This window comes from Tardiphaga sp. 42S5 (assembly GCF_034044155.1).
Taxonomy (GTDB): domain Bacteria; phylum Pseudomonadota; class Alphaproteobacteria; order Rhizobiales; family Xanthobacteraceae; genus Tardiphaga; species Tardiphaga robiniae.
This window is the reverse complement of record NZ_CP139027.1, coordinates 349821-364916: the sequence shown is the minus strand read 5'-3', so window position 1 is coordinate 364916 and position 15096 is coordinate 349821. Positions and strand designations below refer to the sequence as shown.

The 15096-nt window shown below is 63.3% G+C and carries 14 protein-coding genes; 7 read left to right on the top strand and 7 right to left on the bottom strand.

The features are described 5' to 3' along the window. Positions 1–1248: a serine hydrolase domain-containing protein gene (locus SFY93_RS01690; protein ID WP_320445833.1), complete on the bottom strand. Its 1248-nt coding sequence runs from the start codon at positions 1246–1248 to the stop codon at positions 1–3. Positions 1249–1464: 216 nt separating this feature from the next. Between SFY93_RS01690 and SFY93_RS01685 the strand changes: the two genes are divergently transcribed. Then, entirely contained in the window at positions 1465–2514 is a 1050-nt protein-coding gene (locus SFY93_RS01685) for a LysR substrate-binding domain-containing protein (RefSeq protein WP_320445832.1), read from the top strand. A gap of 193 nt (positions 2515–2707) precedes the next feature. On the opposite strand, the gene SFY93_RS01680 is transcribed toward SFY93_RS01685, so the two are convergent. From SFY93_RS01680 to SFY93_RS01670, 3 genes are all read right to left on the bottom strand, one after another. Then, positions 2708–3646 carry an IS110 family RNA-guided transposase gene (locus tag SFY93_RS01680; protein ID WP_320444434.1) on the bottom strand — a complete coding sequence of 313 codons (939 nt, stop codon included), beginning with the start codon at positions 3644–3646 and terminating at the stop codon, positions 2708–2710. Between the two features lie 196 nt (positions 3647–3842). Beyond that, positions 3843–5054: a serine hydrolase domain-containing protein gene (locus SFY93_RS01675; protein ID WP_320447663.1), complete on the bottom strand. Its 1212-nt coding sequence runs from the start codon at positions 5052–5054 to the stop codon at positions 3843–3845. Between the two features lie 196 nt (positions 5055–5250). Next, the gene (locus SFY93_RS01670) at positions 5251–5448 is read right to left on the bottom strand and encodes a hypothetical protein (protein ID WP_089263559.1); all 198 of its coding nucleotides are present in this window, start codon (positions 5446–5448) and stop codon (positions 5251–5253) included. A 1122-nt stretch (positions 5449–6570) separates the two neighbouring features. Between SFY93_RS01670 and SFY93_RS01665 the strand changes: the two genes are divergently transcribed. Then, positions 6571–7074: a hypothetical protein gene (locus SFY93_RS01665; RefSeq protein ID WP_320445831.1), complete on the top strand. Its 504-nt coding sequence runs from the start codon at positions 6571–6573 to the stop codon at positions 7072–7074. Positions 7075–7109: 35 nt separating this feature from the next. Then, positions 7110–7442 (top strand): GYD domain-containing protein, encoded by a 333-nt coding sequence (locus SFY93_RS01660; protein ID WP_320445830.1) that lies wholly within the window; start codon positions 7110–7112, stop codon positions 7440–7442. 23 nt (positions 7443–7465) lie between these two features. Here the strand turns inward: SFY93_RS01660 and recQ are convergent, their stop codons facing one another. Continuing rightward, complete coding sequence (gene recQ, locus SFY93_RS01655; protein WP_320445829.1) at positions 7466–9343, bottom strand: DNA helicase RecQ; 1878 nt, start codon at positions 9341–9343, stop codon at positions 7466–7468. Between the two features lie 312 nt (positions 9344–9655). Between recQ and SFY93_RS01650 the strand changes: the two genes are divergently transcribed. The 3 genes from SFY93_RS01650 (at position 9656) to SFY93_RS01640 (ending at position 11167) form a co-directional block, all read left to right on the top strand. Continuing rightward, positions 9656–9883 (top strand): hypothetical protein, encoded by a 228-nt coding sequence (locus SFY93_RS01650; RefSeq protein ID WP_147421582.1) that lies wholly within the window; start codon positions 9656–9658, stop codon positions 9881–9883. 120 nt (positions 9884–10003) lie between these two features. Further along, on the top strand, positions 10004–10348 hold the full coding sequence (locus tag SFY93_RS01645; RefSeq protein WP_089267869.1) for a RidA family protein: 345 nt from the start codon (positions 10004–10006) through the stop codon (positions 10346–10348). Between the two features lie 3 nt (positions 10349–10351). Continuing rightward, the gene (locus tag SFY93_RS01640; RefSeq protein ID WP_320445828.1) at positions 10352–11167 is read left to right on the top strand and encodes a beta-keto acid cleavage family enzyme; all 816 of its coding nucleotides are present in this window, start codon (positions 10352–10354) and stop codon (positions 11165–11167) included. On the opposite strand, the gene ilvD is transcribed toward SFY93_RS01640, so the two are convergent. Both ilvD and SFY93_RS01630 read right to left on the bottom strand, forming a co-directional pair. Beyond that, complete coding sequence (gene ilvD, locus SFY93_RS01635; protein WP_320445827.1) at positions 11164–12858, bottom strand: dihydroxy-acid dehydratase; 1695 nt, start codon at positions 12856–12858, stop codon at positions 11164–11166. The two genes, SFY93_RS01640 and ilvD, sit on opposite strands and share 4 nt — an antisense overlap. 102 nt (positions 12859–12960) lie before the next feature. After that, positions 12961–13947 (bottom strand): ABC transporter substrate-binding protein, encoded by a 987-nt coding sequence (locus SFY93_RS01630; protein ID WP_120287446.1) that lies wholly within the window; start codon positions 13945–13947, stop codon positions 12961–12963. A 244-nt stretch (positions 13948–14191) separates the two neighbouring features. Between SFY93_RS01630 and SFY93_RS01625 the strand changes: the two genes are divergently transcribed. Next, entirely contained in the window at positions 14192–15088 is an 897-nt protein-coding gene (locus tag SFY93_RS01625) for an NAD(P)-dependent oxidoreductase (protein ID WP_320445826.1), read from the top strand. Positions 15089–15096: the final 8 nt, after the last annotated feature.

Below are 15096 nucleotides of genomic sequence, written 5' to 3'. Positions count from 1 at the left end.
TTATCGTGTGAGCGCATCGCGGATCGCATGCGCGGCGGCGACGGCCTCGCGGGCGCGGGGCACGCTGGTGACCTCGGGCCAGGTCGAGAGCTTGACGAAAGCAAATTCGGATTCCGGATCGATATAGATCAATTGCCCGAAGATGCCGCGTGCCAGCATGGCACGCCCCCGGGGGTCCTCGATCCACCATTTGTTGTGATAGGCGCCCTCGGGCAGCGTCTCGCGGAAAAAGCCCTGAAAAATCTCTGTGTTGCCGTTGTTGCGGGTCTCGTCGATCCACGCTTTCGGGATCACCTGACGATCGCCGGACCGTCCGCCATTGATGATCATCTGGGCGAAGCGGCCATAGTCGCGCAGGCTTGCGCAGAAGCCGCCATCGGCCAGCGCGAAGCCGCCGTGGTCGACAGTGAAATAGCCGTCCTCCTGCGCGCCCATCGGCGCCCATAATTCCCGACTGACCAATTCGGAGAGCGAAGTTGCGGTGGCACGTTCGAGGATGAAGCCGAGCACGTCGGTCTCGATGGAGCGATACTGGAACAGGGCGCCGTGCGGACGGTCCTGTTCGGTCAGCGTCAGGATCAGCTCCCACATGGTGCGCGGGTAGTCCGGCTGATCGTTGACGCGCCAGCCGCAGGCATAGCCGAGCTTGACCATATGCGAGCCGGGCGTGGTGTAGGATTCGTCGAACACGACGCCAGTGGTCATGTCGAGCACATGCTGCACCGTGGCGCCCGCATAGGCCGTGCGCGCGAGCTCGGGCAGATAGTGCGTCACCCGCGCCTTGGGATCGAGCACGCCACGGTCGGTGAGAATGCCGGCCACCATACCGACCATCGATTTCGCCACCGACATCGACAGGTGTTGGCTGTGCGGCTTCATATCGTTGAAGTAGCGCTCATAGACGATGGCGCCACGGTGCAGCACCAGCATGCCGTCGGTGGCGTTGTCCGTCAGAAAGCTCTCGAAACTGAGATCGCGGCCGTCAAAGCTGAAAGCAACCGTATCGAGCGCCTGCAAATTCTCGCGCATCGGCATTACCGGGCCCGGCCCGCGCCAGACCTGCGCGGTCGGCGTCATCTCGCGGATGTGCTGGAAGGTCCAACGATGCATCGGCGCCCGGCTCCAGCCGGAGCGTGGCAGCAGGGGGCCGCCGGGATGGAGCGGGTCGCGGTAGGGTGGCCGTTGAAACAGGTCGGTCAGCGTCGTGATCCCCATGCAGCGGCCGCCGCGCAGCGCGCGATGAGCCATCGTTAGACCTCACGAGGGTAACGCCATCAAGATGACCCGGAAGATGCCAATGAGGGGCATGGTGGTGCACCTGGCGCACCGTGCTAGACTGCCATCTTGCCGCAGCCCTGCCGACCTGCCTCTGCGCACACCGGCATGTCTCTTGCTTCGCTGAATGCTTGTCTCGTTGGGACGATCCGCTTGGCGGTCGTGCCGCCAACCGAATGTGGATGGATGATGAAGCCGGTCTCCAGTCCGGGCCCCAATCCTGTCGTGATGGACGACGCCGGAGCTGCGCCGGCCCCGGCGCTGAACCCGCCGTCGCGCAAGTCGATCCCGCCTTTCGAGGCGCTGCGTGCCTTCGATGCGGTGGCACGGCTCGGCGGCGTGCGCCGCGCGGCGCAGAGCCTCGGGCGCGATCACGCGGTGATCAGCCGGCATCTGCGCACGCTGGAATCATGGACCGGCACCAAGCTGATCGACCGGACCTCGTCGAGCATTTCGCTCACCGATGATGGTGTGCGCTATCACCGGCATATTGCGGCGGCGATGGATGCCATTGCCGATGCCACCATCGACCTGATGCGACGCGGCGACAATCATCGCCTGCTGATCTGGTGTGCACCGGGCTTCGCGTTGCACTGGATGTCGCGCAAGATCGGATTGTTCGAGAAGGCCAATCGCGACGTCGATATCGAGCTGCGCCCCACCGATCGCCGGCCGGATTTCGCCTCGCACGAGACGGATATCGATATCCGCTTCGAGTCGGTCTATGGCAATCCGCTACAGCTCGCGCCCGGCCTGCGCTGCATCGAGGCGGCGCGGGTGCCGATCGTCGCGGTGGCGAGCCCGGCCTACCTGGCCTCAATGCCAGCGATCGAGACGCCGCGCGATCTGCTCAGCCAGCGCCTGCTGCATGAAGAGGATTTCGACAGCTGGGCGCACTGGCTGGCGGCGCACGGTATCTATGACGAGCTCGACCTCGGCGGTCCTCGACTGTGGCAGGGCCACATGACGCTGGACGCTGCGATCCATGGCCGCGGCGTCGCGCTGTCCAACCATATGGTGGTTGCGCATGAGCTGGAATCCGGTCGCCTGGTCGAGATCGGAAAAGACAATGCGAGCTTTCAGCCTTATTCCGACGGCATCTATTACTTCATCACCCGCGCCGACCGCTGGGATGCGCCGCTGATCCGCCGCTATCGCAACTGGCTGATCGAGGCCATCGCGCAAGACTGGCCCGAGCTGAGCGTCGCGGCACAGGCGAAGCGGAGCTGGGTGGGGTAGAACAAGCGAGCGGCTCTTAACCTCTTCCCGCTTGCGGGGAGAGGTCGACTGGAACGCGCGAAGCGCGTGGAGGTCGGGTGAGGGGGACTATCCATTCGCTCTGAGCTTGCGGAGACTCCCCCTCACCCAAAGCCTTCGCTGCGCTCAGGCTTCGACCTCTCCCCGCGAGCGGGGAGAGCGACTGTCTTTTTGGTCAAGCGTTTTGATGCTGCCATGGGGTCTTGTCTCGCAGGATAGCGTTGAGGATGGTGAGCAGCTTGCGGGCGACGGCGATGATAGCGACGAGCTTGGGCTTGCCGGCGGCGACGAGCTTGTCGCGGAACAGTTTGAGCTGCGGATTGAAGCGGGCGGCCACCATCGCTCCCATGAACAACACGCGGCGTACATTGGCCCGGCCGCCGCCGATGAAGCTCTTGCCGCGCCACTGGCCGGATTGCCGGGTCCATGGCGCCAAACCGGCGAGAGCCGCAATCTGACGACGATCGAGCGTGCCGAGCTCCGGCAGTTCGGCAATCAGGCTGCGCGCGATGGTCGGACCGATGCCGGGCACCGACGCCAGCAAGTCTTCTTTCTCGGCCCAGGCCGGCGATCCCCGCACGTGATCGCCGATGTCGTCGTCCAGTTCGGACAACTCCTTCTCCAGTGCCTTGTGGAGCCGGGCGATGCTCTTCTTCAGGCGCGGATTGCTGACGCGCCGCGCACGCTGGCCTTCCGCGGCCATCATCTCAACGATCTGGCGCCGACGCGCCACCAGATCGGCTAGCAGCCGCGTCGTGGCATCGGGAAGCGGCCGCAGTTGCGGTTTGGTCGCCTCGGTAAAATGCGCGATCACCATGGCATCGATCGGATCGGTCTTGGCGCGCTTGCCGAGGGCGTTGGCAAAGGCGCGCACCTGTGCCGGATTGACCACCACCACAGGCAGATCGGCGCCGGCCAATCCTGCGGCGACCACCGTCTCGAAGCCGCCGGTCGCCTCGATCGCCACCACCAGTGGCGGTCGCGCTTTCAGCCGCGCGATCAGATCATCGATCCCCGCACCATTGCGGGCAACCGCAAAACTCTCACCGCCCGGACGCATCGCCACGTCCAACCGATCCTTCGACACATCGATGCCAACATAAATCGCGTCCATCTGATCCCATCCTTGCGCAACCGGGCTTGCTGAGCGGCCCAAGCGACTGTTCGGGTTCGATGGAACGGCAAGCAAGGACCCGCGCTCTCCCACGGGCTTGGTGTCCCTCAGGTTACTCGGTCTCCCGCCTGCCACCGCTCCGCATAGCTTAGCAGAAACGGCGGGAGGCAAGTTACAAGGTTAGAAAGTCCGCCACTCACTTCAGCGCCTTCACCACCGCATTGAAGAAATCATTGTCCAGGATCGGCGCGTTCAACGTGGTCGGCTTCGAGCGTGCGCTCAGCACCACGCAGATCACGCGCTGTTTCGGGTTGATGTACAGCATCTGGCCGAAAATACCGCGCGCGACGAAGGCGCCGTCATCGAGCGTGCCATCGGGCGCCGGCACGATCCACCACATATAGCCGTAATCGACGCGCTGGCCGTTGATCTGTCTGGAAGCGCCGGCCTCGCGGACCCAGCCTTCCGGCAGCACGCGTTCACCGTCGATCACGCCGTCGCCCAGAATGAAGCGGCCAAATCGTGCATAGTCGCGCAGGGTCGCGAACAGGCCGCTGCCGGCGACCTCTAACCCGCCCGGTGCTTCCAGCCACCAGGCGCCATCGGCTTCCATGCCGAGTCTGGACCAGATTTTCTCGGAGAGATAATGGCTCAGCCATTTGCCGGTGGCGGCCTTCACCAGCGCGCCGACCACATGGGTATCGCCGGTCGAATAGGTCCATTGCGTGCCGGGCGCCGCGGCGCGCGGGCGCTCCGCCATGTAACGCATGACGGCGCCGGGCTCCTGCCCGACCTGCAATGCGAGCATCTTGCGGCGTTCGGAATTCGCATCGGTCTGGTCGTCGCTCCAGCGCAGGCCCGACGTCATCTGCATCAGCGTCTTCACGCTGACGCCCTCATAGGCGGTGCCGGAAAACTCGGGAAGATACCTGGTCAGCGGATCGTCGACGCTCTGGATATAGCCGTCCTGGATGGCGGCGCCCACCAGCGTGGTACTGAAGGATTTCGCCATCGACATCGACAGCCAGCGCGTGGCGGCGTTGATGCCGAGGTCATAATGTTCGAGCAGGACCTCGTCGTTCTTCATCACCAGAAGGCCGGCGACACGGTTGCGCGAGACATAGTCGTAGATGTCGAAGGTGCCGGCGGTGGAGATGATGGGGAAATCCGGTAGCGCGCGATTGGCGTAAGTCAGCAGCCGCACCGGTGCGCCCGCCTTGATGGTGCGCGTCGCGAAATTCATCTCGGGCGTGACGAAGGTCCGCAGATGATCGATGGGCATCGATCGGCCGGCATAGGAACGGATGATCGCGTCGGTTGCGGTCTGGTTTGCGGTCTTGGGGCTGGTCGCGGAAGCTTGACGAATGGTGCTGTTGGCTTCGCCTGCACCCGGCGCCACATCTGTCACAGTCAAAGGGCTGTCCTGCATCTTCGGGCGCGTCGATGCGCTCAAGGATTTACTATGGCAGGGCAGAGGGACTGTCGAGGGTGCCAAGGTTGAAACGCGCGGTGCGCCGGGATCACCGGCGCGTGCCGCTGATCCCGGCATCACCGGCGCATTACGCTGATTTATGTCAAACCGGTCCGGTGTCCTGATGCGACAATCAGCGAACCGCCGTCGTGTTCGAGCTGGTGAGCGCGGTCGGCTGACCGGCCTTGATGACGCGGGCCGTCTGGGTGCCGTCGCTGGTACCCGTGCGGGCGGCGATGCCGAAACCTGCAACCGCGATGCCGGCAACCAGGGCGACAACGACGATCTTCAGATGCGTGCTGCGGTCTGCGCTGTGGATCGAGTGGTTCATGGCGGCCTCCTGCCGTCTACGCGGCTACTTGTTGCATGGAGGTGTAGTCCCGGCCGGTTTCCAGCCGATGGCGTCCGTGTAGAAAATTGTTTCGTGGAAGCGGAGATTTGTTTCATCGCGTAGCCGGATACTTACGAATGCGCCGGTTTTGGCGTCTTTGGCGGTATTTGCGTCACCCGTATTGTTCGATGCCGGGGAATGGCGACAAAGTCCGAAGCGTCTGGCCCCACGCCGTCATTTCGGGGCCTTTGTCTTTGCTCGTCATTCCGGGGCGTGCGTCGCCGGTGAAGCCGGCAGAGCGCGAACCCGGAATCCCGAAGTGTTCAGCGCAAAACATGTCGGGATTCCCCGCCACTCCAATTGGAGTGGCTGAGGTTCGCGATACGCCGCCTTCGGCGTCTCCTCGCGTCCCGGAATGACGAGTGTGTGGCCCGGCGGTGCCTAAACATTTTTTCCTATGTTTTATTGACAATATACCTATATAGGCTATATTCCCCCTTGTCCGGCCCCGATGAGAGGGGCGAGCGCGATCGTCACGTTCGCGGGGCTGGATGCGGTGGACGCCGGAGATGCGGCGTCACGCGGTTCATGGGGGAACGTCTGTCTTCGGGCAGGACAGATCTGCGCCAGCACTGCCACTGGCAAGGAGATGGCCAGCCCTGGGTGGAAAGACTCCCTGGACAGTGTGACGGACGACCAAATCGAAACGTGTCCGGCTTACTCGCTTGAGGCTCCCTTCCCATCGCCTTGGGACTTTAATTCGCGATCGGAGCGTTCGTCGAGGCAAAGTGCAAGCAACCGAAAAAACACCGCAGGCGGAACGCTGGGCAATCGCTCGTGCTTCCGAAAGTCCTGATGCATTACCCCTTGCGGAAGACCGCATTCGCATCAGGCCCAAGGGTGCATCGGGCACCCGGCGTTCCGCACGCCCTCTCACAGGGGGCGGGAAGGAATGCTTACACCTCGGACGCGCAAGCGCCGCGAGAATGCGAGCGTGTGTTTCCACGTCACCGAAGCAGGTACCGCCACCCTAATCGATTTAGGTAAGCACTCCTGCTTGTTATTGCGGAGGGCGGCCTTCAAAACTCCTCTTCGAAGGGCTCATGGGCAGACGAGGATCACATGATCATCAAGCCCAGCGCATCGTGGCACACCCGCTCGACCCTCAGCAGGTTGGCGCACATTCTCGAACGGACCGGACTCGCTTTGGTTGGGGCTGCCTGCGGGCTGTTCGTTGCCGAGGTCGGCCGCTTCATCGAGGTCATCGGTTCGGGTGAAGTCGTGTTCGCCATGATCATTTACGGGGCTACCGGCTTCTATCTCGGGATCGATCTGCCCCAGGTTCCTGCCGATTACCGCATGCATCTGCCCCTATGGCGCGGGCTGGGCAACAGTGCGGATATGGTGGAGCTGCTCACTGCGGCCGGTACCTTCATAACATCGGTGACGGCGATCACGTCAGTCTCCAGTATCATTCTGGGTGAAACCGTGCGCGCCAGGACGGCTGGCATCATCTGTTTGAGCTGGGCAATCGGCGCCACCATGCAGATCGCTGCCGGTATCATCGCGCGAATAGAGTTAGGCCGTGCCGTGAAAATGGCGAAGCTCGCGCTCTTCTCCCGGTGAAAGGTCAGGACAATCCCGGCTGACGGAGGTCGAACATGCCGCTCTATATGTATCAGGCTGCCTACACGCCGGAATCATGGGCCGCGCAAATGAAGAATCCGCAGAACCGCGTTGAATCCGTTGGACGGCAGACGACGGAGGCTGTCGGAGGACAATTGATCGGTGGTTGGTATTGCCTGGGCGAATATGACGTGATGCTGATCGCCGATGTGCCGGATATCGAGAGCATCGCCGCCATCGCCGTCGCGATTGCGGCGGGCGGCGCTATCAAGTCCAGCCAGACGACTGCATTGATGACCGGGGCGGAACTTGTGGCGGCCCTGAAGAAGTCGGAGTCCGTCATCAAGGGTTACAGGCCCGCGCGATAGACATCGGTGGCGTCGATCGCCCGCTATCGTCCCGGCGTCGCATTCACCAAAGCGAGGATTTCCGCGCCGTAATGCTCTAGCTTCTTGTCGCCGATCCCCGGGATTTCGCGGAGCTGGTCGAGCGTGGTGGGATGTTCGCTGGCGATGCCATCGATGGTGGCATCGTGTAGCACGACATAGGCCGGGACGTTGCGCTTCTTCGCGACTTCGGAACGCCAGGCGCGCAGCACGGCGAGCAGATCGGGATTGGCGTTGTCGCTGCGCGGTGCCGCGAGATCGCCGCGGCGGGATTTGCTGCGCGGGGCGCGGCCGGTGCCGCCGGTCTCCTCGCGAAACATCAGCTCGATCTCGCCCTTCAGCACGCCGCGCGCTTCTTCGGTGAGCTTAAGCGCATTGAACGCGTCCGCGTCCGCATAGAGAAAGCCGCGCGCCACCAGTTGCCGCATCACGGCGCGCCATTGTTTCTCGGTGAGTTCGCCGCCGATGCCGAATACCGACAGCTTGTCATGGCCGAACTGCTTGACCTTGTCGGTGAGGCGGCCGATCAGCACGTCCACCAGATGCATGGCGCCGAATTTCTGCCCGGTGCGATAGGCGCAGGACAACAGCTTCTGCGCGGCGACGCTGCCGTTCCAGACTTTCGGCGGCGAGAGGCAATTATCGCAATTGCCGCAGCGCGTGCCGGTAGTCTCTTCGCCGAAGTAACCCAAGAGCCGCGTGCGCCGGCAGTCAACGGTCTCGGCGAGGCCGACCAGCGCATCGAGCTTGCCGATCGAGACGCGCTTGAAGGTCTCCGACCCCGTAGACTCGTCGATCATGCGGCGCTGCTGCACGATGTCGGAGAGGCCATAGGCCATCCAGGCATTGGACGGCTTGCCGTCGCGGCCGGCGCGGCCGGTTTCCTGATAATAGGCCTCGATGCTCTTCGGCAGATCGAGATGGCAGACGAAGCGCACGTCGGGCTTGTCGATGCCCATGCCGAAGGCGACGGTGGCGACGATCACCACGCCGTCTTCATTGATGAAACGATCCTGATTGGTCTCACGCAGGCGTGCGTCGAGCCCGGCGTGATAGGGCAGCGCGAGGATGCCGGCCTTGTTCAATGCGGCGGCGGTGTCCTCGACCTTGGCACGCGACAGGCAATAGACCACGCCGGCCTCGCCGGAATGCCGGTCGCTGATGAAAGCCTGCAACTGCTTCTGTGCGTTGGTCTTGTCGACGATCTCGTATTTGATGTTGGGCCGGTCGAAGCTCGCCACGAAATTCGGTGCGTCTTCCAGGCGGAGGCGTTGCACGATCTCCTGCCGGGTCAGATCGTCGGCGGTTGCCGTCAGCGCAATGCGCGGAATGTTCGGGAACCGTTCGGCGATGACCGAGAGGCCGATATATTCGGGCCGGAAGTCGTGGCCCCATTGCGCCACGCAATGCGCCTCATCGATGGCGAACAGGGCGATCCTGGCGCGGCCGAGCATCGACAGGCACCGCGGCGTGACCAGACGTTCAGGTGCGACGTAGAGAAGGTCGAGTTCTCCGGCGAGCAATTGCCGCTCGACCTCGTTGGCTTCGTCCCAAGACAGGGTGGAATTCAGCACCGCCGCCTTGACGCCCGCCTCAAGCAGGCCGGCGACCTGATCGCGCATCAGCGCAATCAAGGGCGACACGACGATGCCGCAGCCCGGGCGTAGCAAGGATGGCAACTGGTAACACAGGGATTTGCCGCCGCCGGTCGGCATCAGCACCAGGCAATTGCCGCCATCGGTCACGTGGCGAACAATATCTTCCTGTGCACCGCGAAAACCCGGCAGGCCGAACACCGAATGCAGCACGGACAATGCGTCCGAGGTCTGGAACACGTCTGGCTGATTTTTCGATTGACGCGAGGCGCCGGCGGGAACGGACATGGCGCAGGTCTATTCCTGATTCGAGGGTCGCGTATATCCCGGGAAACGCGTCGTTCCCCCTGGAGAACGTGTCATTCCCCGGGGAATGCTTCATTCTCTTGGCATCGCGACGTTTCGCCTTGATCGCGCCGCTTTACCCCTGTCGATGATCCGTTCTAAGAGAATGAGTGCGCGACCGCGCCAGCGTCGCTGCAACCGGGCAAAAAGAAAAGCCGTATGCCATTCATTTTGCGAATCTTTTCTTGGCTTCTGAACCGTCGCCGCGGACCCAAGATCCACTGGCACGCGGCCAATGAGAATGCCGCGCGAAAAGTGCGCCGGAAATTCAAAAAGGGGCCAAAGTCCGCGATCCTGTCCCATGTCATCGCGCATCGGCCGTCCGTGACGCTGGTGGGGCGGCTGCCCGCGGTCGAAATCTGGAACCTGTCAGATCCGAAGCGTGTCGCGCTGCTCTATCTGCAGCATGGCCGCCGGTTGCGGCTGCCAGCGCCAAAGGCGTTGATGGACGATGCCGTGAAGCGGGCCCGCGCCGCGGAATAGTGGACGTGGTCCACGCGGGGCCACTTGTGCCGTGTGACGTCATGGGCTTGACGGGCCAGTTCCGAGCGGGGATGGTCGCGCCCGGGTCACTCCGTTCCACACTCAATGAAAGACTTCTGCATGATCAAGCGTCTCGGTCCCGGCAAGCGTCTCAGCCAGGCTTCCATCCATGGCAATACCGTCTATCTGGCCGGCCAGGTGCCCGATGAATATTCGGGTGACGTCAAGACGCAGACCAAGCAGGTGCTCGACAAGATCGATGCGCTCCTCAAGGAAGCCGGCACCGACAAGAACAACATCCTGAGCGCCACCGTCTGGCTGCCGAATATCAATGACCGCGATGCGATGAATACGGTGTGGGATGCCTGGGTGCCCGACGTTGGCCCCGCACGCGCCTGCGTCGAGTCGAAGCTCGCCGACCCTGCCATCAAGGTCGAGATCGCCGTCATCGCAGCGATTCCGTAAATCATGTCACCCGTTGCCATTGCGGTCGCCCCCAACGGCGGCCGCAAGGTCAAGGCCGACCATCCCGCCGTGCCGCTGACGCCGGCGGAGTTGGCGGTGACGGCTGCGCATTGCCTCGAGGCAGGCGCGGCGATGATCCATGCCCATGTGCGCAATGCCGACGGCAGTCACCTGCTCGATGCGGCGGCCTATCGGGACGCCATCGCGGCGATCCGCAGTGCAGTCGGCGACAGGCTCGTCATCCAGATTACCTCCGAGGCGCTCGGCAAATACACACCGGCGCAGCAGCGCGCGGTGGTGCAGGCAGTGAAGCCGGAAGCGGCGTCGCTGGCGCTGCGCGAACTGGTGCCCGATGCCAGCGAGGAGCAGGCCTTCGCCGATCTGCTCGGCTGGATGAAGCGCGAGCGCGTGACACCGCAAATCATTCTCTACGATGCGCAGGATGCTGCGCGGCTGGCCGAGTTTCGCAAGCGCGGGCTAGTGCCGTTCGAGAAGCTGCCAGTGTTGTTCGTGCTCGGCCGTTATACGGCGGGGCAGACGTCACACCCGGCCGATCTGCTACAGTTCGTCGTGCCCGGCGCGCCAACATTCGAACACTGGAGTGTCTGCGCCTTCGGTGCGCAGGAGACGGCCTGCGTCACCGCGGGCGCATTGCTGGGCGGCCATATCCGCGTCGGCTTCGAGAACAACGAATTGCTGCCGGATGGCTGCCGCGCCAAAGGCAATCAGGATCTGGTTGCGGCGGCGCGCCGCGCGATCGAGGCGGTTGGGCTGAAGGCGGCGACGGCGCATGAGCTCAGGGCCGCGACGGCGGACTAATCAAACCACGGCCATTCCGCGCCGCCGTCATGCGTGACGGCACCGCCGGGGGCTTGTCCGACCAGCTTGGCATATTTCGCCAGAGCACCGGCGCGGTGGCGCGGCGGGCGCTGGGTCCATGCGGCCTTGCGTGCGGCGAATTCGGCATCACTGATCATCAGATCCAGCCGCCGCGCCGGCGCGTCGATGCGGACCTTGTCACCATCGCGCACCAGCGCGAGTGGCCCGCCGATATAGGCTTCCGGCGAGACGTAGCCGATACACATGCCGCGTGTCGCGCCGGAGAAACGGCCGTCGGTGATCAGCGCGACCTTCTCGCCCATGCCCTGGCCGTAGATGAGCGCGGTGACACCGAGCATCTCGCGCATGCCGGGTCCGCCGACCGGACCCTCGTTGCGGATGATCAGCACATCGCCTTCCTTGTAGCTGCGGTCCTTCACCGCGGCGACGCAGCTCTCCTCGTCCTCGAACACGCGTGCCGTGCCTTCGAACACTGTCTTCTTCAGGCCGGCGACCTTGATCACCGCGCCATCGGGCGAGAGATTGCCCTTCAACACCGCGACGCCGCCATCCGGCTGGATCGGCTTTGCTGAACTGTAGATGATCTCGCCATCGGCCTTGTTGGCGTTGCCGTATTCTTCCGCGATGGTTCGGCCGGTGATGGTCAGGCACGAACCGTCGATATGGCCGCTCTCGACCAGTGCACGAATGACGACCGCCGTGCCGCCGATATCGTAGACATCCTTGGCCACATATTTGCCGCCCGGCCGCAGATTGCCGATCAGCGGCGTGCGCGCGAACACCTCGCCGACATCGTCGATGGTAAATTTGATGCCGGCCTCGTTGGCGATGGCCGGCAGATGCAGCGCTGCGTTTGTCGATCCACCGGTGGCGGCCACGATGGCGGCGCCGTTCTCCAGCGATTTGCGCGTAACGATGTCGCGCGGCAGCGGGCCATCGTTGCGCAGCATGTCCATCACCAGACGTCCGGCGCGCCGGGCGAACTGCGCGCGTTCGGCATAGACGCCGGGGATCATCGAGACATTGGGCATGGTGATCCCCAGTGCCTCGGAGACCATCGCCATTGTATTGGCGGTGAACTGGCCGGCGCAGGCGCCGATGGTCGGCAGACACGCGCGTTCGATGGCGTCCAGTTCCTGCTTGTCGATGTCGCCGGTCATGAAGGCGCCGACGGCTTCATAGGAATCCAGCGCGGTTAGCGTCTTGCCCTTGTGCAATCCCGGCAGTGCGCTGCCGCCATAGATGAAGATCGATGGCACGTTGCAGCGGACCATGCCCATGATGACGCCGGGCAGCGTCTTGTCGCAGCCGCCGAAGCCGATCAGCGCGTCGTAAGCGAGGCCGTGCATCACGGCTTCGATGGAGTCGGCGATGATCTCGCGCGACAGCAGCGAGAACTTCATGCCCTCATGGTTCATGCTGATGGCATCGGAGACCGAGATGGTCGAGAATTCGCGCGGCGTGCCGCCGGCTTCGGAAATACCGGTCTTGGCGGCGTCGACCTGAAAGTCATGGGTCATGTTGCAGGGCGTCTGCTCACCCTTCATCGACACCACGCCGATCATGGGTTTTGCGATCGCCTCGTCATCAAGGCCCATGGCGCGCATGAAAGCGCGGTGCGGGGCACGGTCGAGGCCGTCGGTGGTGACGCGGGATCGCAATTTCTTCATGGGACGTATCTTTCCGTTTCTTGGTCTTGTCGTTCAATGCAGTGAGGCCACGCCGCGGGGCGTGGCCTCAGGACATCATATAGTGAGATATCGCGTCTTGCTCTACTGGATCGGCGCCACGATGGTCGGGTGCTTGAACTGCATCGCGTCCATCTTCGGCAGCATGCCGGCCTCGGTGTAGATATCGAGCATCTTCTGCATGGCCGGGAAGTTCGGTGCTGCGCCGGGGTCGCGGGCGAAGTCGTTCTCCTTCAGCAGATAGGTCTCCAGTACCGGGATCGGCGCCTTCATGACTTCGTTGACGACCTTCAGCGTTTCCTCGCGGTTGGCCAGCGCTTTCTTCATGCCAAGGGTGATGTCGGCGACATAGGCCTTGGCGAGTTCGGGGTTCTTGTCGACGAAATCGGCGCGGCAGGCTTCAAGGATATGCACGATGTTCGGCATCGCTTCATTCAGCGAGAACAGCTTGCGTGTGCCGCCCTTGGCTTCCATGCGCGCGGCAAATGGCTGGTTCATGTTGATCGCGTCGACGCGACCCTGGCGCAGCGCATCCTCGGAAGCTGCGAAGCCGATCTCGATCAGCTTGACGTCCTTCTCGGGATCGACGCCGGCGCCCTTCAGCAGCATCTTGAACGGACCATAGGTGCCGCCGCCGATGACCGAAATGCCGACATTCTTGCCCTTGAGATCGGCGATGGTCTTGATCGGCGAGTCATCCTTCACGGCCCAGTAGACCGAGAAGCTGCCGGGCTTTTCCGACACGTGCTGCGCGACGATATAGGCCTTGAGGTTGCCGCCGTTGACGCCGTTGGCGAGCGACAGCACGCCCTGGGTGGCGCAATCCAGTGCGCCGGCGGCGAGCGCCTGCGTCATCGGCGAGGTGCCCTGAAACTGGGTCCATTCGATATTGTAGGTCTTGCCGAGATTGGTGAATTCGGTCGGGCGCTTCATCATCCAGTATTTGGATTCTTCGGCAGGAATGGTCCAGCCGACCTTGATGGTCGGAATCGTCTGCGCCTGCGCCACACCCGACACCGCTCCCGCCGCGAGAGCCGCAGCCACCAGCCACTTCGAAGAACCCAGCTTCATGCCCGCTCACTCCGTTTGATGATGGCCAGACCCGGCCAAAAGAAAAGCCCCACTGTCTTGAAGCCTTTCATGCTTCAAATATTCTGGCAAGCGAGGTCCGTGCCCAACATTCATTCGTGCTGTGGCGCAACAATTGGCAGTTGTGCAGGCGTTGATATCATCGTTGCTGCGGCTGCGGACGCAGCGTAGATAGCTCGCAGATGCGAGCAGCGTGGCTCGGCGGTAGAAGGACAACGGCGTCAAAATGGTGGATTCAGCGGGCGGCAAAGAGAAGCTCGGTTACCTCGGCCTCGGCCTGATGGGACTGCCGATGACCAAGCGGTTGCTCGGCGCCGGTTACGATGTGGCTGTCTGGAATCGCTCGCCCGGCAAGGCCATTGCGCTGGTAGAGGCCGGTGCGAAAGTCGCCGCCAGCCCACGTGATGTCGTCGCCCATGCGAGCATTATCTTCATGTGCCTCACCGATGCATCGGCGGTAGAGGAAGTGGTGTTTGGCGACAACGGCCTGTCCGGCACCGACGGCAATGGCAAGCTGGTCGTCGATTTCTCCTCGATCCATCCGGATAAGACGAAGTCCATCGCGGCGCGGCTGAGGGCGGCGAACGGCATGGGCTGGATTGATGCGCCGGTGTCGGGCGGCACCAAGGGCGCTGAGGAAGCCACGCTGGCCATCATGTCCGGCGGCGAGGCCGCCGATGTCGAACGTATCAGGCCCTATATTCTGGCGATGGCGCGCAACTTCACGCATATGGGGCCGACCGGCGCCGGGCAGATGACCAAACTCTGCAACCAGGTGATCGTCGGCTGCGCCATGGCGGTGCTGGCCGAAGCGACGCGCCTCGCGGTGAATGCCGGTATCGACGCCAAGCGCCTGCCGGAAGCGCTCGCGGGCGGCTTTGCAGATTCGATCCCGCTGCAACTGTTCGTGCCGCGCATGGCACAGGGCATTCACTCGCCGCCGCTCGGCCACATCCATACGATGCTCAAGGACCTCGATACGGTCGTCGCCGTGGCGCAGGACACATCGACGCCGGTGCCGATGGCTGCGCTCGCGGCGCAGATCTTCCGCATGGGCAAGGCGGTGCGCGGCGCCGATGCCGACGCGCTGGAGATCTACAAGCTGTCGGCGCCCAAAGAGTGAAGATCAAG

What these genes read in the sequence shown, in the direction of transcription:
- SFY93_RS01685 (WP_320445832.1), top strand. Translation starts at nt 1,465, where the DNA reads ATGAAGCCGGTCTCCAGTCCGGGCCCCAATCCTGTCGTGATGGACGAC.
- SFY93_RS01665 (WP_320445831.1), top strand. Translation starts at nt 6,571, where the DNA reads ATGATCATCAAGCCCAGCGCATCGTGGCACACCCGCTCGACCCTCAGC.
- SFY93_RS01625 (WP_320445826.1), top strand. Translation starts at nt 14,192, where the DNA reads ATGGTGGATTCAGCGGGCGGCAAAGAGAAGCTCGGTTACCTCGGCCTC.
- SFY93_RS01630 (WP_120287446.1), bottom strand. Translation starts at nt 13,947, where the DNA reads ATGAAGCTGGGTTCTTCGAAGTGGCTGGTGGCTGCGGCTCTCGCGGCG.
- SFY93_RS01690 (WP_320445833.1), bottom strand. Translation starts at nt 1,248, where the DNA reads ATGGCTCATCGCGCGCTGCGCGGCGGCCGCTGCATGGGGATCACGACG.
- SFY93_RS01680 (WP_320444434.1), bottom strand. Translation starts at nt 3,646, where the DNA reads ATGGACGCGATTTATGTTGGCATCGATGTGTCGAAGGATCGGTTGGAC.
- SFY93_RS01640 (WP_320445828.1), top strand. Translation starts at nt 10,352, where the DNA reads ATGTCACCCGTTGCCATTGCGGTCGCCCCCAACGGCGGCCGCAAGGTC.
- recQ (WP_320445829.1), bottom strand. Translation starts at nt 9,343, where the DNA reads ATGTCCGTTCCCGCCGGCGCCTCGCGTCAATCGAAAAATCAGCCAGAC.
- SFY93_RS01670 (WP_089263559.1), bottom strand. Translation starts at nt 5,448, where the DNA reads ATGAACCACTCGATCCACAGCGCAGACCGCAGCACGCATCTGAAGATC.
- SFY93_RS01645 (WP_089267869.1), top strand. Translation starts at nt 10,004, where the DNA reads ATGATCAAGCGTCTCGGTCCCGGCAAGCGTCTCAGCCAGGCTTCCATC.
- ilvD (WP_320445827.1), bottom strand. Translation starts at nt 12,858, where the DNA reads ATGAAGAAATTGCGATCCCGCGTCACCACCGACGGCCTCGACCGTGCC.
- SFY93_RS01660 (WP_320445830.1), top strand. Translation starts at nt 7,110, where the DNA reads ATGCCGCTCTATATGTATCAGGCTGCCTACACGCCGGAATCATGGGCC.